This window comes from Flagellimonas sediminis (assembly GCF_010500845.1).
Lineage (GTDB): Bacteria > Bacteroidota > Bacteroidia > Flavobacteriales > Flavobacteriaceae > Flagellimonas > Flagellimonas sediminis.
This window is the reverse complement of record NZ_JAAAMI010000007.1, coordinates 104079-125018: the sequence shown is the minus strand read 5'-3', so window position 1 is coordinate 125018 and position 20940 is coordinate 104079. Positions and strand designations below refer to the sequence as shown.

Here is a 20940-nt window from a genome sequence, read left to right as displayed (position 1 = left end):
TTTAAGATATGAGCCAACAACCCTTACCCGGGGCAAGTACTGTGCTGACCATGGGAATCATTTCCATAGTCGGCACCTTGGTATGTTGCGGTCCCTTCGGTGCCATTTTTAGCATCATTGCATTGGTTAAAGCAAAGACTGCCAATCAGTTATACCTACAAAGTCCTGAAAGTTACACGGATTACAGCAACGTAAAAACAGGAAAGATCTTGGCCTATGTTGGCTTGGCCTTGTCCTTGGTCTACTTGGTGCTGTTTATCCTTTATTTTGGATTTATCATTGCCATGATTACGGCAGGTGAGTGGAGTGGCAACTATTAGTTTGCCACTTCACTTATAAATTTAAGTCGATACAACCGTAGTTCATCATCATCATAGCTGCCATCAAACTCTTCAATGGCTTTTTTAATGGAATCGGTATCGGCTTCCAAAAAGTAGTCGTGGATTTCTTCTTGTTGGTCCTCGTCCAAAATTTCATCGATCCAGTAACCAATGTTAAGTTTGGTTCCACTGAAAACAATCTGTTCCATTTCCTTGATGAGTTCAGGCAGTTCCAATCCCTTGGCCGAGGCAATATCGTCCAATGGTAATTTTCTATCGATGCTTTGGATCACATAGAGCTTTAGCCCCGAATTGGCCCCTGTGCTTTTTACCACTAGGTCATCCGGTCTTATAATGTCGTTCTCCTCTACATATTTGGCAATGAGGTCAATAAATGGCTTACCATATCTTTTCGCCTTGCCCTCTCCTACTCCTTGAATGTTCAAAAGTTCATCCATGGTAATCGGATATTTGAGCGACATATCTTCCAATGAGGGGTCTTGAAATACCACAAAAGGTGGCACTTCTCTTTTTCTGGCCTCATTTTTACGCAGGTCTTTTAATAATTTCAGCAGGTTGTCATCTGCCGATGCACCAACCGCCCTACCCATTTGGTTAGCAGCATCAGTTGCTTCCTCGGTATAAATATGATCCTTGGTCATCATGAACGACTCTGGATTTTCGAGAAATTGCTCCCCAGCATCGGTCAAATGCAAAATGCCATAACGTTCTATTTCCTTTTTGAGCAATCCAGCCACGAGTACTTGCCTCACCAAGGCCATCCAGTAGGCTTTTTCTTTTTCTGCCCCGATTCCAAAAAACTCCTTTTCATCAGTCTTGTGCGAGGAAATCATTGCATTGGTCTTGCCAACCAAAATCCTTACGATTTCCTTGGTCTTGAATTTTTCCTTGGTATCCCGAACCACGCTGAGCAGTTTTACCACTTCGTTCATGGCTTCTTCCTTCGGTTTCGGGTTTCGGGAATTATCGTCCATATTGGCACCTTCGCCATTTACCTCATCAAATTCTTCCCCGAAGTAATGGAGAATAAACTTTCTGCGGGACATGGAAGTTTCGGCATAGGCCACAATTTCCTGTAAAAGGGCATTCCCAATTTCCTGCTCCGCCACAGGTTTCCCTGACATGAATTTTTCCAATTTTTCCACATCTTTATAGGAGTAGAAGGCCAAACAATGTCCCTCACCGCCATCACGGCCGGCACGGCCGGTTTCCTGATAGTAGCTCTCGATACTCTTGGGAATATCATGATGGATCACAAAGCGAACATCAGGCTTGTCTATTCCCATACCGAAGGCAATGGTAGCGACCACCACATCCACTTCTTCCATCAGGAACATATCCTGATATTTGGCCCTTGTCTTGGCATCGAATCCAGCGTGATACGGAACGGCACTTACCCCGTTCACTTGTAAAACCTGGGCAAGTTCCTCTACCCGTTTTCTGCTCAAACAATAAATGATACCCGATTTTCCTTGGTTCTGTTTCACAAATCGGATAATATCGGCATCTACATTTTGGGTCTTGGGCCTTACTTCATAAAATAGGTTGGGCCTGTTAAACGAAGCCTTGTACACCAAGGCATCGCTCATCCCTAAGTTTTTAATGATATCTTCCTGAACCTTGGGTGTTGCCGTAGCAGTAAGACCGATGATGGGAATATCGTCTCCCAATCGGTTGATGATGCCCTTGAGATTACGATATTCAGGTCTAAAGTCATGACCCCATTCAGAAATACAGTGTGCCTCATCCACGGCAACAAAGGATAGTTTTACGCTTCTCAAAAAATCCACATACTCTTCCTTGGTCAAGGATTCAGGCGCCACGTACAACAATTTGGTGACGCCACTGGAAATATCCTCCATCACCTGTTTTATCTCGGTTTTCGTGAGCGAGGAGTTGAGAACATGGGCGATACCGTTCTGTTCGGAGATGCCCCTAATGGCATCTACCTGGTTTTTCATCAAGGCGATCAATGGGGATACTACAATAGCGGTACCTTCCTTCATAATGGCCGGCAACTGGTAGCAGAGGGATTTTCCACCGCCCGTGGGCATGATCACAAATGTATCCTTATCGTCCAGAACATTCTGAATCACATTTTCCTGAAGCCCCTTAAATTTTGAGAAACCAAAATATTTTTTTAGTGAGGAATGCAAATCGGTATTCGTTAGGCTCATTTCCGCATTTTTCAATTAATAACAAGCAACCTGAAAGGCCATTGATACAATCATTTTAATCAATCTTCAAAAGTAGGAAGTATTCTATCTCCCATAATGGTCTGTAAAAGATAGTTTGATTAGTTTTGTAATCTTAAAGATAAGATATTCTTTTAGGAATACAATTAGATAATCCGTTATTTACTTTGAGCGACATTCAGTCAATTTTATCCATCGCAAAGCGGACACTTGAAATTGAAAGCAAGGCCATTGGCAATTTGATCGAACTGCTTGATGATCAGTTCGCCCATGCCGTGCAATACATCTTGGAATCGCAGGGAAGAGTGGTGGTATCCGGGGTTGGCAAGAGTGCCATAATCGCTTCTAAAATAGTGGCCACCCTTAATTCTACCGGAACTCCCGCCATCTTTATGCATGCTGCGGATGCCATTCATGGGGATCTGGGCACCATTCAAAAGAACGATGTGGTCATTTGTCTTTCCAAAAGTGGGAACACGCCCGAGATAAAAGCTTTGCTACCGCTTATCAAGATCGGGAAGAACAAACTTATCGGGATAACCGGCAACATGGATTCTGTTTTGGCCAAACAGGCCGATTTTGTTTTGAACACTTTTGTGGAAAAAGAAGCCTGCCCAAACAATCTAGCCCCGACTACCAGCACTTCGGCCCAAATGGCCATGGGCGATGCCCTCGCTATTTGCCTTCTGGAACTGAAGGGTTTCAGCAGTTCCGACTTTGCCAAATACCATCCGGGGGGAGCCTTGGGGAAAAAACTGTATCTACGGGTGGCCGATATTGTGGTGAACAATGAAAAGCCACAAGTGGACATCCATACCAGCGTAAAGGAAGTGATCGTGGAAATATCCTCCAAAATGCTTGGGGTTACAGCCGTAATGGAAAACAACAAGGTAGTAGGCATTGTAACGGATGGGGACATACGAAGAATGCTAAGTAAATATGACAATATTAGTGGACTGACCGCAAAAGACATCATGACTTCCAATCCGAAAACGGTAGACGTGGAAACCTTGGCCATCAATGCATTGAAACTGCTCCAGGAAAAGAGCATTTCACAACTTTTGGCCTTTGAGGGTGAAACTTACGCCGGGGTAGTCCATATCCATAACCTTATAAACGAGGGAATCCTGTAATGGCAAAAACACAGAAGAAAAATCCGGATGAAATGTCCTTTTTGGACCATTTGGAAGAATTACGCTGGCATTTGATACGCTCTACACTCGCGGTGGTCATCATTGCTTGCATGGCATTTATTTTTAAGGGGTTCATTTTTGATACCATCCTATTTGGTCCAAAGAACATGGACTTCCCCACCTACAAATTCTTTTGCAACATTGCGACCTTTTTTGGGGTAACATCGGAATTTTGTAGTGAATCCCTGCCCTTTACCATTCAAAGTAGATTGATGGCAGGTCAGTTTTCGGCCCATATCTGGACCTCTATCTGGGCAGGCGTTATCATCGGTTTCCCCTATATTTTATATGAGTTGTGGCGATTCATAAGCCCTGGACTGTATGAAAAAGAGCGCAAGCACTCCAGAGGGTTTATACTAACGGCTTCCGCCCTATTCTTTATGGGCGTATTGTTCGGATATTATGTAGTAGCTCCTTTGTCCATCAACTTTTTGGGATCCTACCAGGTCAGTAAAGAAGTATTGAACGAAATCGATCTTGCTTCCTACGTTTCCACCGTTAGGGCATCGGTCATTGCATGTGGAATCATGTTCGAGCTTCCCATCGTGATCTATTTTTTGACCAAGGTGGGATTGGTAACCCCGGAGTTCTTGAAAAAGTATAGAAAGATTGCCTTGGTAATCGTTCTGATCCTATCCGCTATCATTACCCCTCCCGATATCACAAGTCAAATCGTAGTGGCCATTCCCGTATTGATTCTGTACCAGATAAGCATCTACATTTCCGCTTGGGTAGTAAGAAGGGAGAAGAAGAAAGAAAAAGCACAGAAAAATGCCAAATAAAGTAGAAGAGTTCAATGCCTATCGTTCCAAGATGAACGAAAAGTTGTTGGCAGATAACAACAAGTTGATCAAACGCATCTTTAACCTGGACACCAACGCTTATATGGCCGGCGCCCTTGATGTAAAGACCAAGGAGCTTTTGGGATTGGTAGCCTCTGCGGTACTGCGTTGCGACGATTGTGTAAAATACCATTTGGAAAGCTCCAAAAAAGCAGGTGCCAACAAGGAAGAAGTAATGGAAACCTTGGGTATTGCCACCTTGGTGGGAGGCACCATAGTAGTGCCTCATTTGCGCAGGGCCTATGAATTTTGGGAAGATCTGGAAGCAACCGATGCTTAAAAAAATCCAAAAGACACCATCCCAGAAGAAGAATATGTTTAGTTTTGGCACGTTCCTATGAAGCTACGCGCAGAAAATATCATGAAGGCCTACCGAGGCCGAAAAGTTGTTAGGGGTATTTCCCTAGAAGTGAACCAAGGTGAAATTGTAGGTCTTTTGGGACCGAACGGTGCCGGTAAAACCACTTCCTTCTACATGATCGTAGGACTCATAAAACCAAACGGTGGCAACATTTATCTGGACAGTACCGACATCACCGCTTTCCCGATGTACAAAAGGGCACAGCATGGTATCGGTTATTTAGCACAGGAAGCTTCTGTGTTCCGAAAATTGAGCATTGAAAAAAATATCCTGAGCGTACTGCAACTCACCAAACTGAGCAAAAAGGAACAGCACATGAAAATGGAGTCGCTCATTGATGAATTTGGTTTGGGGCATATTCGTAAAAACCGTGGCGACCTGTTATCGGGTGGTGAACGTCGACGTACGGAAATTGCCAGAGCCTTGGCTACCGACCCAAAGTTTATTTTGTTGGACGAACCTTTTGCCGGGGTGGATCCCGTTGCCGTGGAGGATATCCAGCGCATTGTTGCCCAATTGAAGAACAAAAACATCGGTATTTTGATCACCGACCACAATGTTCAGGAAACTTTGGCCATTACAGAACGTTCTTACCTCATGTTTGAAGGAGGTATCTTAAAAGCCGGTGTTCCAGAGGAATTGGCCGTGGATGAAATGGTCCGAAAGGTATATTTGGGGCAAAACTTCGAGCTTAGAAAAAAGAAACTCGATTTTTAGATTTACTTCCCGGAAGGCGTAAAAAGCGAAGCCAGAATATAGAACACAATGATCAAGGGGATGGCCAAAAACTTCAAGGTCGACAGCATTACCAAACTTCCAATCAAGAACAAATAGCGAATTCCATTGTCCTTAAAACTCCAATTTTTGAATTTGAGGGCAAAAAGTTTAATAGGAGAATTCAACAAATAGGCACTTAAAATGGTCAACCCGATCAAAAACCATGGGTTGAGGATAATGCCGTTGAGCACTTCATTGTTATGGTACAATAAAATCAAGGGTAAGGAAATGATCAAAAGGGTATTGGCCGGTGTGGGCAGTCCCACGAATGACGAAACCTGGTTCTCATCCACATTGAATTTGGCCAACCGGTAGGCAGACGCCAAGGTGATGACAAATCCGAAAAATGGCATTACCGAGAGTTCCATATCATGCCCAAAGCCAAGGTTCCATCCTCCTCTTTCGGCCATATTCAACAATTGGTACATGAAAATTCCGGGAACCAAGCCACTGGTGATCACATCGGCAAGGGAGTCCAGTTGCACCCCAATTTCGCTTTGCACATTTAGGGCTCGTGCCGCTAAACCATCAAAAAAATCAAAGAATATTCCAATAAAAACAAACAACGCTGCCCACTCCAAATGGTTCAATACAGCAAAAACTGTGGCAATGCAACCACTAAAGACATTCAAAAGCGTTAAAAAGTTGGGAATATAGGACTTCATATTTGTTGATTTCCGTAAAAATAAGGGAAAAAACAAACTGTTACGGAATCCTATTTCTTGGAGCCGTAATTATTATGATATTTGCGCTGATGATATTCGGAATGAAACCAAAATCCCTATTACTGATCTTATCCCTCTTGGTAGGGAAGACCTTGTTTTCCCAAGTTCCCGAACTTTCCGAAAAATCTCAGATCAGTTTATTGACCTGTGCCGCCGGAGATGAAGTCTATACCGCTTTTGGCCATAGTGCCTTCCGGGTACAGGATTCCGTTTTGGGCATTGATGTGGTCTATAACTATGGAACTTTTGATTTCAACAAGCCTAATTTCTATCTCAATTTTGCCAAAGGGCGTTTGATCTATTCCCTTTCCCGAACCTCTTTTGATAATTTTTTGTTCTCTTATGAACTGGAAAAAAGATGGATCAAAGAACAGATTCTGGACCTTACCCTAGAGCAGCGCAACCAAATGCTCCAATTTTTCGAGAACAATTATCTGCCCCAGAATCGGGATTACCTTTATGACCCACTCCTGAACAATTGTTCCAGCATTACGGGTACCATTTTAAAGGACCAGTTTGGTGACAAAGTCGTTTTTGACGGTTCTTATCTGAACAAACAATATACTTTTAGGCAATTGGTACGCCAATACCTGAGCGTTAACACCTGGTCCATGTTTGGCATTGATTTGGCCTTTGGATCCCCTGTAGATCGAAAAGCAACCGTACAAGAGCATATGTTCATGCCTTATTACGCCATGGAACAAATGAAGCGCACCGCCTTGGATGGCAAACCAATCGTGAAAAGGGAGCGCACCGTATTGGATTACGAGGAACATATGCGCCAATCGTTCTTCCCATTGACACCGCTATTTTGGTTTATACTGTTATTGGCTTTTACCGGTGTCATCACCTATTTTGATTATCGCCACCAAACCAGAAGTCGTTGGTTGGATTTCTCCCTTTTATTGATCACTGGCCTTGTAGGTACCGTTCTTTTCCTCCTTTGGGTGGCCACGGACCATACCTCCACCCCCAGAAACTTCAATGTGCTTTGGGCTTTCCCTTTGAATGTATTTGTGGCGTTCATCTTTGCCCTTCAGGATAAACTGCCAAAATGGTCAACCCAATATCTTTGGACTGCTTTGGGATTGATAGGATTGATGTTTTTGCTCTGGATATTCAAAGTTCAGATTTTTTCACCCGTGCTTATTCCCTTACTTTTGACCCTGGCCATCCGATACGTTTATCTTATTCGGTATTCCAAGTTGTAAGCTTGATGATTTAAAGTACCCATGAATTTATTGACGGTAGAAAACATATCGAAATCCTATGGAGAACTGGTCCTTTTCTCCGACATTTCTTTTGGCATCAACAAAGACCAAAAAATAGCGCTCATCGCCAAAAATGGCAGTGGCAAGACATCTATATTGAACATCATGTCCGGCAAGGACACCTCGGAAACGGGTCAAGTGAATGTTAGAAAAGGAATCAAGATTTCCTATTTGGAACAAGAACCTAATTTGGACCCCAATCTCACTGTTGAAGAAACCATCTTCGCGACGGACAATGAAATCTTAAAGATCATTGCTGCCTACGAAAAGGCAGTGGAAAATCCAGAAGATACCGTACAATACCAAAAGGCGTTCGAAGCCATGGAACGACACCATGCCTGGGATTTTGAGACGCAGTACAAGCAAATCCTTTTCAAACTGCAATTGACAAAACTCGATGCCAAGGTATCGTCATTGTCAGGTGGCCAGAAAAAACGTTTAGCTCTGGCAAACGCCCTTCTCAATAAGCCGGACCTTCTTATTTTGGACGAGCCTACCAACCACTTGGACCTGGAAATGATCGAGTGGCTGGAAGCCTATTTCGCCAAAGAAAATATCACGCTTTTTATGGTTACGCACGACCGTTATTTCCTTGACCGGGTCTGTAACGAAATCATTGAATTGGACAACAACCAACTCTATACCTACAAGGGCAATTACTCCTACTACCTGAATGAAAAAGAGGGTCGCATGGAACGGGAAGCCGTGGAACAACAGAAGTCCAAAATGCTCTATAAAAAGGAATTGGAATGGATCAGAAGACAGCCCAAGGCCAGGACCACCAAATCCAAGTCCCGAATTGACGATTTTAACGAGATCAAGCAAAGGGCACATCAACGCAGAAAAGAGCACGAAGTACAACTGGAGCTCAATATGGAACGTTTGGGCAGCAAAATTTTGGAACTCCATAACATCTCCAAATCTTATGGGGACAAAGTGATCCTGAACAAATTCGATTACAACTTCACCAAAGGGGAACGTATTGGGATTATTGGGCAGAACGGCACCGGTAAATCCACTTTTTTGAACATTATCACCCAACAGGAAAAAGTGGATGGTGGAAAAGTGGTGGTCGGCGATACGCTAAAATTTGGTTATTACACCCAAAGAGGGATTCCTGATAAGGAAGGCCAAAAGGTCATTGATGTGATCCGAGAATTTGGGGATTACATTCCCCTGCTAAAAGGAAGGCAGATTTCTGCCCAACAACTTTTGGAACGTTTCCTCTTCGACAGGAAAAAGCAGTACGACTTTGTTGAAAAACTGAGTGGAGGTGAACGCAAACGCCTATATCTGTGTACGGTACTCATCCAAAACCCCAATTTTTTGATCCTGGATGAGCCCACCAACGATCTGGATATTGTAACCCTCAATGTGCTTGAAAACTTTCTGTTGGATTTCCCAGGTTGTTTGATCGTAGTTTCACACGACCGTTATTTTATGGACAAGATAGTGGATCACCTATTTGTTTTTAAGGGTAATGGGATTATTGAGGATTTTCCGGGCAACTATACTGATTATCGTGTTTACGAGAGCAGCAAGGTAGAGGAAGAAAGAGAAAACAAGTCCACCGCTGGAGAGAAACAGGAAAAAAACTGGCGGGACACAAGCGGGGGCAAACTTTCGTACAACGAGCAAAAAGAGTACAAGCAATTGGAAAAGGACATCCAAAAGCTTGAGGAGCAAAAAGAGACGTTGCAAAACCGCTTTACCGATCCAGACTTAACTGGTGATCAGATCAACCAATTATCCGTGCAACTCAAGGAAGTTTCGGATGCCATCGAGACCAAAACGGAGCGGTGGTTTGAGCTTTCTTCAATTCTTGAAGGGTAGTCATGTGGTTTAAAATCACTTCTTTTCTTGCATTTCTTTTGAAATCTACCAACGAACACAGGGTACATTCGCCCTTCGTCTTCAACTTTGTAACGAAATGCCTTTACAACAAGAAGAAGTACCAAAAGAACAAAAGCATCAACGTTTTGCTCAAGAGCATCGAATATTTTGAGGCTCAGAATGCTATCATCCAAGACTCAGGAATCAGGAAACTGGTAACCGAAATATTTCCGAAGGTCCAGTTTGAACAACAAATATTGGATGTACTTTTTCTTGAAAACCTTAGTCCTTCCAAATTCAATGCACTCTTGACCGAAGGTAGGTTCCACAATGACACCATGTTGATGATTGACGACATCTACGGAGACAAAAAGAAACTGGAGGGGTGGAACAACCTCATTGCTCAATCTGAGATTACTGTAAGTATGGACCTTTACCATTGTGGGATCCTCTTTATCCGCAGGGAACAGGTAAAGGAGCATTTCACCATTCGGATTTAAAGAAGTATTTTTAGGTATGGAAAATGTTGCAGCAGATAACACAATTTGGTACGTACTAGGCGTATTGGGCCTACTCTATCTGGTGATTTTGTCCCGAAACAAGCGGGCCACCAAACGAAGGAAATCTCGAAGATTTATGGACGGCAAACGGAGACGGGACAATGAACAATAAGCAATGGACAATGAACAAATGGCAATACACACACCGATCAGACAACAGCTGTTAATTGATTATTGTTTATTGAACATTGATAATTGAAAAAATGAAAATATATACCAAAACAGGCGATAAAGGTACTACGGCTCTTTTTACAGGCAAAAGGGTTCCAAAACACCATATACGTATTGAAAGTTACGGCACCATTGACGAGCTAAATGCCCATTTGGGATTGCTTCGTGATCAGGAAATGGACTCCCACTCCAAGAACACATTGGTGCTGGTCCAAGAAAAGCTGTTTACCGTCGGATCTATTTTGGCCACCGAACCCGATAAGGACCAACGCCTAAAAATTCCAAGAATAATTGAAGAGGATGTGTTGCTGTTGGAGAAGGAAATGGACGAGATGAATGAAAATCTTCCTGAAATGACACATTTTATTCTCCCGGGAGGGCACACCACCGTGTCATACTGTCATGTTGCCAGAACGGTTTGCCGCAGGGCAGAACGCATGATCACCTATTTACATGAAAATGAACCCGTTCCAGAAACCGTACTTTCTTATATCAACCGATTATCGGATTATCTTTTTGTTTTGGCCAGAAAATTATCCCATGATTTGAAAGCCCTTGAAATTAAGTGGGTTCCAGAGAAGTTGGACTGATAAAATCGCTTTTTTCACCCATAAGTTTTATCAACAATAAAATAATTTTTAAATAATCCAGTTTTTACTTGACTAATTGGGTTTAAAAATTATTTTTGCAAAAAATTTAAAATCAAACCGTTACTATGTACTGGACGTTAGAACTAGCCTCATATTTAAGTGATGCACCTTGGCCAGCCACCAAAGACGAACTGATAGATTATGCGATTCGTACGGGAGCCCCGTTGGAAGTAGTTGAAAATTTGCAGTCCATGGAAGAAGAGGGCGGCGAGATATACGAATCCATCGAAGAGATCTGGCCTGATTATCCAACAGAGGAAGATTACCTCTGGAATGAGGATGAATATTAAATTCTTAAAGCACAAAGCACGTTAAAAAGTCTCATCTGAGGCTTTTTTTTATGTAATTTTGACAGCCCAGCAAAAGAATTTCATCGCAATCCCATCCTTGGAACAGCTTTTGCCATTCAAACGAAAAATTATTCCATGAGTTTAATTAATTCCGTACTGAAGGTTTTTGTAGGAGATAAATCGGAGAAAGATGTAAAAGCGCTCCAACCTTTGGTGAAAGAAATAAAATCCTTCGAGCAGCAGTTGGAAGGATTGTCACATGATGAGCTAAGACAAAAAACCGCTGCCTTCAAGGCCAAGATTGCCGAAGACTGCAAGGAAATCAACGATAAAATTGCCGCCCTCGAAGCAGAAGTCGAAGCCTCTACGGACATCGACAGAAACGAAGAGATCTATTCCGAAATAGACAAATTGAACGAGGAGGCCTATAAAATTTCAGAAAATACACTGAACACCATTTTGCCCGAAGCCTTTGCCGTGGTAAAAGAAACGGCAAAACGTTTCACCGCCAACGAAACCTTGACGGTCACCGCAACCGAGTTCGATAGAAAACTGTCCGGTGACAAGGATTATGTTAGCCTTGAAGGTGACAAGGCCATTTGGCAAAACTCATGGGATGCCGCCGGTAAAGAAGTTACTTGGGACATGATCCATTACGATGTACAGTTGATTGGGGGTATTGCGCTGCACCAAGGTAAAATTGCAGAAATGCAGACGGGTGAAGGTAAGACCCTTGTGGCCACCCTCCCACTCTATCTTAACGCCCTGGCAGGAAAAGGAGCGCACTTGGTAACCGTGAACGACTACCTTGCCAAAAGGGATAGTGCCTGGATGGGCCCATTGTTCGAGTTCCATGGTCTTTCCGTGGATTGTATAGACAAGCACAGGCCCAATTCCGATGGTAGAAGGGCCGCCTATAATGCCGATATCACTTATGGAACCAACAATGAGTTTGGTTTTGACTACCTACGTGACAACATGGCGCACACACCTGATGATTTGGTACAACGTCCGCACCACTATGCCATTGTGGATGAGGTGGATTCCGTATTGATCGATGATGCCCGTACCCCGTTGATCATTTCTGGGCCCGTTCCAGAAGGAGATCGACATGAGTTCAACGAACTCAAACCTAAGGTTTCCGATATCGTTCAAAAACAAAGACAATATTTGACCGGAGTTTTGGCAGAAGCCAAACGGTTGATCAAGGAAGGGGACACCAAAGAAGGTGGTTTCCAATTGCTACGTGTACACCGTGGCCTTCCAAAGAATAAAGCACTCATCAAATTCTTGAGTGAAGAAGGTGTGAAGCAATTGCTGCAAAAGACCGAGAATTACTACATGCAGGACAACAACAGGGAAATGCCCAAAGTGGATGAGGAACTGTTGTTCGTGATCGATGAAAAAAACAACCAGATAGAACTGACCGATAAGGGAGTTGAATACATCTCCGGAGATCAGGACAAGGACTTTTTCGTACTGCCCGATATTGGTAGCGAAATTGTCAAGATCGAAAACCAAAATCTGGAAATTGAAGAAGAGGCCGAACTCAAGGAAGACCTCTTCAAGGATTTTGCTATCAAAAGCGAAAGGATCCACACCCTTACCCAGTTGCTAAAGGCCTATACCCTCTTTGAAAAAGATGTGGAATATGTGGTGATCGACAACAAAGTGTTGATCGTGGACGAGCAAACAGGTCGTATCATGGATGGTAGAAGATATTCCGACGGTCTCCATCAAGCCATTGAGGCCAAGGAGAGCGTGAAGATCGAGGCCATGACCCAAACCTTTGCCACCATCACCCTTCAGAACTATTTTAGAATGTACAACAAGCTATCGGGAATGACGGGTACCGCCGTTACCGAAGCTGGGGAGTTCTGGGAAATCTACAAGTTGGACGTAATGGAAATCCCTACCAACAGACCAATTTCAAGACATGACAGGCATGACCTGATCTACAAGACCAAGCGCGAAAAATACAATGCCATTATTGAAGAAGTGACCCAACTTGCCACCGCCGGCCGACCAGTACTAATTGGCACCACTTCGGTAGAAATTTCGGAATTGTTGTCCAAATTGTTGAGCGTACGTAAGATCCCGCACAACGTTTTGAACGCCAAGCTCCATAAAAAAGAAGCGGACATTGTGGCCGAGGCCGGTAAGTCTGGTGTGGTCACTATTGCCACCAACATGGCCGGTAGGGGTACCGATATTAAATTGAGCCCTGATGTGAAAAAAGCAGGTGGATTGGCCATTATTGGTACCGAACGCCATGATTCCAGACGCGTGGATAGGCAGTTGAGGGGTCGTTCCGGTAGACAGGGAGACCCGGGAAGTTCCCAATTCTACGTTTCTTTGGAAGACAACTTGATGCGATTGTTCGGATCGGACCGAGTAGCCAAGATGATGGACCGCATGGGACTGGAAGAAGGAGAAGTGATCCAACACTCCATGATGACCAAATCCATCGAGCGTGCCCAGAAAAAGGTTGAAGAGAACAACTTTGGTATCCGTAAGCGTTTGTTGGAATATGATGATGTGATGAACGCCCAAAGGGAGGTGGTCTACAAAAGAAGGAGACATGCCCTCCAAGGAGAACGCTTAAAGGTGGACATCGCCAATATGATCTACGACACCTGTGAAGTGGTGGCGGAGACCAACAAAATGGCAGATGATTTCAAAAATTTTGAGTTTGAGCTGATCAAATATTTTTCGATCACATCACCAATTTCCGAAGAAGAATTCAAAAAAATGGGATTCCAGGAAATTGCCAGCACGGTGTACAAGGCTACCTATGGACACTATCAACAAAAGATGGAACGCAGTGCCACCGTGGCCTTCCAAGTGATCAAAAAGGTATATGAGGACGACTCCAACAAGTTTGAGCGTATTGTGGTTCCCTTTACCGATGGGATCAAAACCCTGAACGTGGTGACAAATTTGGAAAAGGCCTATAAAACGGACGGTAAACAATTGATCACCGATTTTGAAAAGAACATCACCCTTGCCATAATCGATGATTCGTGGAAAACGCATTTGCGTAAAATGGACGAGTTGAAACAATCCGTTCAATTGGCAGTGCACGAACAGAAAGATCCTCTGTTGATCTATAAGTTCGAAGCCTTCGAACTTTTCAAAAGTATGATCGACAAGGTGAACAAAGAAGTGATTTCGTTCTTATTTAAAGGGGAACTGCCTTCAGAGAATACCAACCAGATCCAAGAAGCCAGAACAGTTCGCAAACCCAAAGAAAATCTACAGACCTCCAAGGAGGAAATACCTAATAGTGATGAACTTGCGGCCCAAAACAGGGCGGTCGGTCAAACACAGGGGCAAAGACCCCATGTTACCGAAACCATTGTTAGGGAAAAACCGAAAATTGGGCGTAACGACAAGGTCACCATTAAAAATGTCATGTCGGGAGAGAGTAAATCCATGAAGTTTAAGCAGGCAGAGCCCCTGCTCGATAAAGGAGATTGGGTATTGGTGGAAGAATAGTCCCTCATCATCCAAATAAAACAAGAGTGGCAGTTATTTATAGCTGCCACTTTTTTTATATCAAAAACATAGTTAGATTTACACCTTGAAACACCCCATTAAGTTTCTTTTACTGGCCCAATTTTCAACCTTTTGGCAGTAAAGGGCAACATCTCGTGCAGCATATGAAAGTTCCTGGTGAGGATAAATATCGATTACAAGATAAGACTGATTTGATACTAAAGGTTAACTATAGTTCTTCCATTTTTGCCGCCGTTTTTGGATTGATCTGCTTTTTCTTATTGGACATCAGGGGCGTTATCCCTTATGTTTTTCTGATTTATGCCTTTATCAACCTGATCAATACCTTATTGTACCAACAACATAACAATCTGGTACTTACCTACAACCTTACTTCCATCCTATCCATGATCGGGGCCATTGTCATCACCATTTATAGTGGTGGCATACAAAGTCCTTTTATATTTGTTCTTGCCATTGTGGTGTTTGCCGGTTATGTGACCACCAAGGTCTTCGGACAACTGTATTTGATCATCAATCTGGCGGTACTTACCATATTGTTTCTTTATGATACAGGTGACTTTAAGATATCCGGAAATACAGTACCCTTGGAATCACGGAATTGGTTTGCCTTTTTGAGTGCTGTTTTTGCCGTGTATCTACTTGGGGGCGTATTTGGAAAAAACCTGTTGAGGGCACACCACAAACTGTACAAATCGCGCAACGAGATCCAGGAACGTATCGAAGAAAAGGAAACCCTGCTCAAAGAGGTGCATCACCGGGTTAAGAACAACCTTCAAACTGTTTCCAGTCTTTTGAGTTTGCAATCCAGGGCCATTGCCGATGAAAAAATCAGCAACATTATCAAAAGTAGTCAAAACCGGGTAGTATCCATGGCCATGGTACACGAAATGCTTTACAAAAGGGACGACTATCTTTCCAAAATAGAACTTAAACCCTATGTGAAGGAACTGTGCGATTATCTGGTCCGTTCCGTAAAGGGAAGCAATAACAGCGTTAAGGTGGATCTGGACATCGATGACCATAAGCTAAGCATTGATACAGTTATACCTTTGGGGCTGATTATCAACGAAACGATCACCAATGCCCTCAAATATGGCATTACAGAAGGACATGATGGAGAAGTCCACGTTTCGGTGCACAAAATTGGCGACAACCGTTTTGCAATGTATTTGGGCGATAACGGAATCGGATATCCGGAAGACATCAGCCCTAGAACTTCCAATTCATTGGGACTTAAATTAATTTACAATTTGGCAAGACAGCTAAGGGGCACCATCAGCAGGGATTACGACAAAAAGGGAACGTATTACCGCATTGAGTTCGAAGAAATTGTGGAAGAATTCAATTCGGTGGATTAATTTAACCACAAAAAATAAAGAAGGCCGGTTCAAGACCGGCCTTCTTCAGTTATGAAATATACTACTGCACCCTATATTCTTTGAAATTTTCTTTCCCTAAGCGAAAAAGCTATCGAAGCAATCACGAAAGCCAAACTCAAAAACAACGCACAAGGAACCAACAAACCTGCAATCATGATCAAGCCAATTTAGCGGTATTCTTTTTTGTAGTAAAAGAAAGCTCTTTTTTAACCCTGGAGTTTTTGAATTTGTACAATCTGGCAACTTCCCTGTTTTTCTTAACAGGGGTATGAAGGTCGATGTTCAATTCAACGCCCACAGTAATGGTATTTACCTTAACTTCTTTGGAAGTTTCGTTGGCCATGGCCACTGTTCCGAAAAAAACTACTGCGATGATGGTTAAAATTGTTTTCATGATTTGGGTTTTTATTACGAGGTAAAATTACCTTCGCACCCACCCCTGATCCGATTTGTGTCGCTTAACCGATCCATATTTTCGGTGTAAAAACTTTTCTTGGTTAAAGTGCATTTTATCGACGACGAACGTTTTTGGGGTCAAATACACCATACCGAAGCCATGTGCATTTCATCGATCATGAATATGTAAGGACATTTCTAAGTGATTGACAATGAATATTATATTTGTAGGAAAAGGATTATTTTTAAACATCAATATGTAGGAAAAATGTAAACTAACGTATTAAACGGCAAACCATAGCTTAGAAATGAACAGGGGTCGGTTTTCAAAATTTTAACACCAGTTCGTGTAATTCTTGGTATCTTAAAACAACTAAGCAAGAAAGACATGAATACTATGAGAATTCCCTTTTTCATCCTTCTGATTCTGGTATCGACCAGTTGTAGACCCAAAGAGAAATCCGCCGAACCAGAAATGGCCCATCAACAGCCGACCGAAAACCAAGAAACCCCCAAACTGACCCCTTCAGAACTGCAGGAATATGAAACGGCGTATTTTGCCAGCGGATGTTTTTGGTGTGTGGAGGCCATCTTTGAGAGTGTAAAGGGCGTTAAGGAAGTTATTTCCGGCTATTCCGGTGGCACTGAAACAAACCCGACATACGAGCAGGTATCCTATGGAAAAACGCACCATGCAGAGTCCGTGGAAGTGTACTATGACCCAAAAGTGCTTTCGTTCACTCAATTAGTGCAAGTGTTCTTCGGTTCGCACGACCCCACCACCTTAAATCGACAAGGGCCGGACAGGGGTGCCCAATACCGTTCCATTGCCTTTTATAAAAATGAGGAGCAAAAGAGAATCATTAAAGATTACATTTCCAAATTGGAAGCCGACCATGTGTACGGTAGCCCGATAGTGACCGAGGTGAAAAAATTTGACAAGTTTTATAAAGCTGAGGACTACCATCAGGACTATGAAAAACTGCACCCAAACAACAGTTACATCCAAAATGTATCCATCCCTAGGTTGAACCGGTTCAAAAAGAATTTCAAATCCTTCCTAAAGGAAGATGTGCATTAAAAAGAGACCATTTTTTGGGTAAAGAACCTTGAATCCTTAGGAATTATTTTTGGCCTGGGAAGGAGAATCGGCCTGCGGCAAGTAGTTGGCTCTTTGGGAATAGGAGGTGTTATTCATTCTTTAGAACCACCTCGCTGTATTTGGATCTGATGTTGATGGATTTACCTTCAGTATTGTTAATATGGTACCCTTTATAAAGATTGGAACCATGACTTTTAGAAGATTGGAGTTTCAAGGCTTGGGGATACTTGAAACCTGACCCCGAGGTGGTTTCGTTTACGGAAATCACAAAGGATGTGGCCGGTAATTTACAATCCAATTCCCCGTTTTCCACAGAAATATCCAACGTATGGAATCCATCGGAAACCGAATTGATGCTTAAGTTGCCAAAGTTATTGGTCATGGATGCTTTACTCGTCAAATTGCCAATCACCACATTGGACGATACGGAGTTCAATTTCAATTCCTTCACTTCCTTTAGACTTACATCATCGGAATAATTGGTTCTCAAGGTACCATAGTTCCAACGTTGCACCACAACTGGGGTATAGGACGCCCTGATTTCGGTCTTGTCGCCATCAATGGTAGAGGCAAGCAAGCTTGCGTAGGACAAGCTTGCGTTAATGTTCCTGGTATTGGCGGCGAGTTTTACCTCGCCGTGCCTCACGTTCAAGTTTAATTTAAGGTATTTTGGCATTTTGATGATGATATGCTTCTTCACCTTGTATTCCTTGTTCTTGCCATCAGATGAAAAGTAGAACACGTTGGGAGAAATACGAACGGCCCTGGCCTCTTCCATTTGTTGTCTCCTGGCTTCTTCCCTTTGGTTTCTTAGCTCTTCGCGCTGTGTCTGCAGTTCTTCCCGCATTTCTTGGCGCATTCTTTCACGATCGACCCTCATTTCCTCACGCTGCTTTTTCAATTCTGCCATTTGCTCCTCGCGAGCCTTGGCCATTTCTTTCATCTCTTTGCTCCACTCCTCAAAGTGCCTTTTATAATCCTCGTCAAAGTTTTTATCAAACTTCTTCTTCCACTCCTTCATATACTTGTCCCCATCCTTTCTATAGGCATCATAATCAAAATCCATATGTGGGATAGGAGGCAGGGGGGGCATGATGGCCAGTTCAGGAAGCACCGCAATCTTGGGCATTTCGGGAATATCGATATTCTCCATGATATGGGCCACGGAGGGAATTTCAGGTATATTGATGTCAATGCTTCTAAAATCAAATGCATAAGGTCCGGCACCTTCGGTGCTCACTTCAATTTCCTTACTATTGCCCATGATCTTTACAAGATCTTGGTCAAAATAGGATTTAGCATCCTCATCGGGCACGCCATCCAACTCCACGATGGCCGTAATTTCCACTTGGTCCTTGTCCCAGGTCACAAACTCAATATCGGCATAACTGGTGTTGATGTTGAGTTCCGTGTCCTTGTCCACGTTATAGGTTTCCTTGTAGGTCTTCGATTTCTCCTGTGCTTGGCAGGTGAACCCTGCCAGCACAGCGAGTAAACCACTAAACAATATTAGACGTTTCCTGTTCATTTTTTGATGATTTTAATTGATTCAACTTTGTTTTTAATTTTTGCAATAACTGTAGCCTAAGCTGTAGATTCTTGATCAGGGCCTCTATAGTCTGGTCATTGGGACCAAATTCGTTCAGTTCGGCATTCAACCTATGGTACTCGGCATCGAGTTCTGCCAAGCGGTCCATATAACTGTCCATAAGCTCTTTGTTGTCCGGGTCTATTTCCAGATCGGAAAGCTGTAGGTTGATGTTGGTGGTGTAATAGGTCTCTATTTTTTTCAAATCCGGGGAAAGATCACCCAAGGAAATGGTCTGTTCCTCCCCATCCGAATCTTGCCTGTCCACCACGGTGATATTTTCATCCGGTTCAATTCCATCACTGAAACCCAAGAAAATATATACCGACAATCCAAGAACTACCACTACCGAAGCGGCAACCTGCAACCACCAGGTGAACGCTTTCTTCATGGGAAGAGTGGTTGGCAATTGTTCATCCAATTTGGCCAAGAACCGTGCCTCGTGCCCCTTTTTTAAGTTGTGGCGCTTTTCCTCTCTCTCTTTTTTAAATAATTCCCTTAGATCATGTGCCATAAGCCAAATCCTTTAATTTTTCCTGTAATTGTGCCTTTCCTCGTAACAACCTCGTGCGAGAAGCCGTTTCCGAGATGTTCAAAATTTCCGAAATCTCACTGTGGTCATACCCTTCAACCAAGAACAGCTGTACCACATATCTATACTTTTGGGGCAATTCCTCAATGGCAGTTTTAACCTGTTCCAAGGAAATTCCTTCCTCCACTGTCCAAACATCATCATCCGCTACATGTAGATGGTTTTCACTGAGTTCCACCATTTGTTGGTGTTTCGACTTTAAAAAATCGATGCTCCCGTTCACCACTATCCTTTTTAACCAAGCCCCAAAGGTTACCTCTCCCTTAAATTGATGGATACGTTGGAAGGCTTTGATAAATGATTCCTGTAGCACATCCTCTGCATCATCTGCATTTTTAAGGAACCGCATGGCCACACCGAACATACCATCACAATACTGATGGTACAGTTTAAGCTGTGCCTGGCGATCGTTCGCTTTGCACCGCTCCACTAGCTCAATATGGAACACGCTCGGTTCTATGCTTGGTTTATTAGTTGTTCATCTTAAGGACGAGACAAAAGTGGCCTCGTTGCAAATTAGTGCGATTTTGCATCCCTTTTAACAAAAAAATCCCGAAGAGTTACCTCAACGGGATTATGAATCAATACGTTATGTAACTTATTCGTCCAACAATAAATTTAGATGGACCGTAATATTGTCACGCGTAGCTTTGCTATAGGGGCAGATTTCATGGGCAGCATTGATCAAATCCTCTCCGGTCTCTTGACCTACATTGGGCAAATAGGCATCCAATGTCGCCTCAAGGTAAAAACCTTCTTCTTCTTTATTGAATTCTATGGTGGCCGTCACACTAAAGTCGCCCAAATCGTCAATGCCCTGTTCTTTGGCGACGGCTTGCAATGCCCCTGCAAAACAGGTGGAATATGCTGCCGCGAACAATTCTTCGGGATTAGTGGACTTTGGATCGGGTTTTCCTTTGGAATTTGGCATGGAAATATCAAAATCCAATACGCCATCCTCACTTTCTACATGTCCGGATCGTCCTCCTGTATTGGTTGCCTTTGCTTCAAAAATTGTCTTCATCTTGTCAAAGTTTTTTGGGTTCATATTCACCGGAAAACCATTGTCTCCGGTCTATAATTGGAAAAGTTAGCAAATTGTAGAGGGAACTCCCCTATTCCGCTTATTAAATTTATGTGAAATGGACATCA

21 protein-coding genes are annotated in these 20940 nt (G+C 43.1%); 14 read left to right on the top strand and 7 right to left on the bottom strand.

Translation table 11 applies throughout. The features are described from left to right. The first annotated feature begins 8 nt into the window (after window positions 1–8). Entirely contained in the window at window positions 9–320 is a 312-nt protein-coding gene (locus tag GTK07_RS14015) for a CCC motif membrane protein (RefSeq protein WP_163635875.1), read from the top strand. On the opposite strand, the gene recQ is transcribed toward GTK07_RS14015, so the two are convergent. After that, a complete protein-coding gene (recQ, locus tag GTK07_RS14010) occupies window positions 317–2518 on the bottom strand; it encodes a DNA helicase RecQ (RefSeq protein ID WP_163635874.1) in 2202 nt (733 codons plus the stop codon). The two genes, GTK07_RS14015 and recQ, sit on opposite strands and share 4 nt — an antisense overlap. Window positions 2519–2703: 185 nt before the next feature. On the opposite strand from recQ, the gene GTK07_RS14005 reads away from it, so the two are divergent. Genes GTK07_RS14005 through lptB form a run of 4 tightly spaced genes read left to right on the top strand, consistent with a single transcriptional unit; the run spans window position 2704 to window position 5649 of the window. Further along, entirely contained in the window at window positions 2704–3669 is a 966-nt protein-coding gene (locus GTK07_RS14005) for a KpsF/GutQ family sugar-phosphate isomerase (RefSeq protein WP_163635873.1), read from the top strand. Then, the gene (gene tatC / locus GTK07_RS14000; RefSeq protein ID WP_163635872.1) at window positions 3669–4511 is read left to right on the top strand and encodes a twin-arginine translocase subunit TatC; all 843 of its coding nucleotides are present in this window, start codon (window positions 3669–3671) and stop codon (window positions 4509–4511) included. Before GTK07_RS14005 ends, tatC begins: the two co-directional genes overlap by 1 nt. After that, window positions 4501–4851: a carboxymuconolactone decarboxylase family protein gene (locus GTK07_RS13995; RefSeq protein ID WP_163635871.1), complete on the top strand. Its 351-nt coding sequence runs from the start codon at window positions 4501–4503 to the stop codon at window positions 4849–4851. Before tatC ends, GTK07_RS13995 begins: the two co-directional genes overlap by 11 nt. A gap of 57 nt (window positions 4852–4908) precedes the next feature. Beyond that, window positions 4909–5649, top strand: coding sequence for an LPS export ABC transporter ATP-binding protein (gene lptB, locus GTK07_RS13990; protein WP_163635870.1), 741 nt, complete (start codon window positions 4909–4911; stop codon window positions 5647–5649). A 2-nt stretch (window positions 5650–5651) separates the two neighbouring features. Here lptB and GTK07_RS13985 read toward each other — a convergent pair whose 3' ends face one another. After that, complete coding sequence (locus GTK07_RS13985) at window positions 5652–6374, bottom strand: CDP-alcohol phosphatidyltransferase family protein (protein ID WP_163635869.1); 723 nt, start codon at window positions 6372–6374, stop codon at window positions 5652–5654. Between the two features lie 101 nt (window positions 6375–6475). On the opposite strand from GTK07_RS13985, the gene GTK07_RS13980 reads away from it, so the two are divergent. The 8 genes from GTK07_RS13980 (at window position 6476) to GTK07_RS13950 (ending at window position 16089) form a co-directional block, all read left to right on the top strand. Next, complete coding sequence (locus GTK07_RS13980; protein ID WP_203583804.1) at window positions 6476–7645, top strand: lipoprotein N-acyltransferase Lnb domain-containing protein; 1170 nt, start codon at window positions 6476–6478, stop codon at window positions 7643–7645. Between the two features lie 21 nt (window positions 7646–7666). Beyond that, the gene (locus GTK07_RS13975) at window positions 7667–9538 is read left to right on the top strand and encodes an ABC-F family ATP-binding cassette domain-containing protein (protein WP_163635867.1); all 1872 of its coding nucleotides are present in this window, start codon (window positions 7667–7669) and stop codon (window positions 9536–9538) included. Window positions 9539–9540: 2 nt separating this feature from the next. Continuing rightward, window positions 9541–10038 carry a hypothetical protein gene (locus tag GTK07_RS13970; RefSeq protein WP_163635866.1) on the top strand — a complete coding sequence of 166 codons (498 nt, stop codon included), beginning with the start codon at window positions 9541–9543 and terminating at the stop codon, window positions 10036–10038. 16 nt (window positions 10039–10054) lie between these two features. Continuing rightward, window positions 10055–10210, top strand: coding sequence for a hypothetical protein (locus GTK07_RS19185; protein ID WP_203583803.1), 156 nt, complete (start codon window positions 10055–10057; stop codon window positions 10208–10210). 91 nt (window positions 10211–10301) lie between these two features. After that, entirely contained in the window at window positions 10302–10859 is a 558-nt protein-coding gene (locus GTK07_RS13965; RefSeq protein WP_163635865.1) for a cob(I)yrinic acid a,c-diamide adenosyltransferase, read from the top strand. 125 nt (window positions 10860–10984) lie between these two features. Further along, window positions 10985–11209: a DUF2795 domain-containing protein gene (locus GTK07_RS13960; RefSeq protein WP_013551418.1), complete on the top strand. Its 225-nt coding sequence runs from the start codon at window positions 10985–10987 to the stop codon at window positions 11207–11209. Window positions 11210–11344: 135 nt separating this feature from the next. After that, entirely contained in the window at window positions 11345–14707 is a 3363-nt protein-coding gene (gene secA, locus GTK07_RS13955; RefSeq protein WP_163635864.1) for a preprotein translocase subunit SecA, read from the top strand. Window positions 14708–14919: 212 nt separating this feature from the next. Next, window positions 14920–16089, top strand: coding sequence for a sensor histidine kinase (locus GTK07_RS13950; protein WP_235932874.1), 1170 nt, complete (start codon window positions 14920–14922; stop codon window positions 16087–16089). Window positions 16090–16267: 178 nt separating this feature from the next. Here GTK07_RS13950 and GTK07_RS13945 read toward each other — a convergent pair whose 3' ends face one another. Further along, window positions 16268–16504 carry a hypothetical protein gene (locus GTK07_RS13945; protein WP_163635862.1) on the bottom strand — a complete coding sequence of 79 codons (237 nt, stop codon included), beginning with the start codon at window positions 16502–16504 and terminating at the stop codon, window positions 16268–16270. 390 nt (window positions 16505–16894) lie between these two features. On the opposite strand from GTK07_RS13945, the gene msrA reads away from it, so the two are divergent. Then, complete coding sequence (gene msrA / locus GTK07_RS13940; RefSeq protein ID WP_163635861.1) at window positions 16895–17587, top strand: peptide-methionine (S)-S-oxide reductase MsrA; 693 nt, start codon at window positions 16895–16897, stop codon at window positions 17585–17587. Between the two features lie 109 nt (window positions 17588–17696). On the opposite strand, the gene GTK07_RS13935 is transcribed toward msrA, so the two are convergent. From GTK07_RS13935 to GTK07_RS13920, 4 genes are all read right to left on the bottom strand, one after another. After that, window positions 17697–19136: an MAP7 domain-containing protein gene (locus GTK07_RS13935; RefSeq protein ID WP_163635860.1), complete on the bottom strand. Its 1440-nt coding sequence runs from the start codon at window positions 19134–19136 to the stop codon at window positions 17697–17699. Continuing rightward, complete coding sequence (locus GTK07_RS13930; protein ID WP_163635859.1) at window positions 19108–19710, bottom strand: hypothetical protein; 603 nt, start codon at window positions 19708–19710, stop codon at window positions 19108–19110. The genes GTK07_RS13935 and GTK07_RS13930 overlap by 29 nt, the downstream gene beginning before the upstream one ends. Beyond that, a complete protein-coding gene (locus tag GTK07_RS13925) occupies window positions 19700–20236 on the bottom strand; it encodes an RNA polymerase sigma factor (protein WP_163635858.1) in 537 nt (178 codons plus the stop codon). The genes GTK07_RS13930 and GTK07_RS13925 overlap by 11 nt, the downstream gene beginning before the upstream one ends. A gap of 150 nt (window positions 20237–20386) precedes the next feature. Then, window positions 20387–20812 carry an organic hydroperoxide resistance protein gene (locus GTK07_RS13920; protein ID WP_163635857.1) on the bottom strand — a complete coding sequence of 142 codons (426 nt, stop codon included), beginning with the start codon at window positions 20810–20812 and terminating at the stop codon, window positions 20387–20389. Window positions 20813–20940: the final 128 nt, after the last annotated feature.

Bases quoted from the DNA above. Each gene is read 5' to 3' on its own strand.
- GTK07_RS14015 (WP_163635875.1), top strand. From the start codon at position 9: ATGAGCCAACAACCCTTACCCGGGGCAAGTACTGTGCTGACCATGGGA.
- recQ (WP_163635874.1), bottom strand. From the start codon at position 2,518: ATGAGCCTAACGAATACCGATTTGCATTCCTCACTAAAAAAATATTTT.
- tatC (WP_163635872.1), top strand. From the start codon at position 3,669: ATGGCAAAAACACAGAAGAAAAATCCGGATGAAATGTCCTTTTTGGAC.
- GTK07_RS13995 (WP_163635871.1), top strand. From the start codon at position 4,501: ATGCCAAATAAAGTAGAAGAGTTCAATGCCTATCGTTCCAAGATGAAC.
- lptB (WP_163635870.1), top strand. From the start codon at position 4,909: ATGAAGCTACGCGCAGAAAATATCATGAAGGCCTACCGAGGCCGAAAA.
- GTK07_RS13985 (WP_163635869.1), bottom strand. From the start codon at position 6,374: ATGAAGTCCTATATTCCCAACTTTTTAACGCTTTTGAATGTCTTTAGT.
- GTK07_RS13980 (WP_203583804.1), top strand. From the start codon at position 6,476: ATGAAACCAAAATCCCTATTACTGATCTTATCCCTCTTGGTAGGGAAG.
- GTK07_RS13975 (WP_163635867.1), top strand. From the start codon at position 7,667: ATGAATTTATTGACGGTAGAAAACATATCGAAATCCTATGGAGAACTG.
- GTK07_RS13970 (WP_163635866.1), top strand. From the start codon at position 9,541: ATGTGGTTTAAAATCACTTCTTTTCTTGCATTTCTTTTGAAATCTACC.
- GTK07_RS19185 (WP_203583803.1), top strand. From the start codon at position 10,055: ATGGAAAATGTTGCAGCAGATAACACAATTTGGTACGTACTAGGCGTA.
- GTK07_RS13965 (WP_163635865.1), top strand. From the start codon at position 10,302: ATGAAAATATATACCAAAACAGGCGATAAAGGTACTACGGCTCTTTTT.
- GTK07_RS13960 (WP_013551418.1), top strand. From the start codon at position 10,985: ATGTACTGGACGTTAGAACTAGCCTCATATTTAAGTGATGCACCTTGG.
- secA (WP_163635864.1), top strand. From the start codon at position 11,345: ATGAGTTTAATTAATTCCGTACTGAAGGTTTTTGTAGGAGATAAATCG.
- GTK07_RS13945 (WP_163635862.1), bottom strand. From the start codon at position 16,504: ATGAAAACAATTTTAACCATCATCGCAGTAGTTTTTTTCGGAACAGTG.
- msrA (WP_163635861.1), top strand. From the start codon at position 16,895: ATGAATACTATGAGAATTCCCTTTTTCATCCTTCTGATTCTGGTATCG.
- GTK07_RS13935 (WP_163635860.1), bottom strand. From the start codon at position 19,136: ATGAACAGGAAACGTCTAATATTGTTTAGTGGTTTACTCGCTGTGCTG.
- GTK07_RS13930 (WP_163635859.1), bottom strand. From the start codon at position 19,710: ATGGCACATGATCTAAGGGAATTATTTAAAAAAGAGAGAGAGGAAAAG.
- GTK07_RS13920 (WP_163635857.1), bottom strand. From the start codon at position 20,812: ATGAAGACAATTTTTGAAGCAAAGGCAACCAATACAGGAGGACGATCC.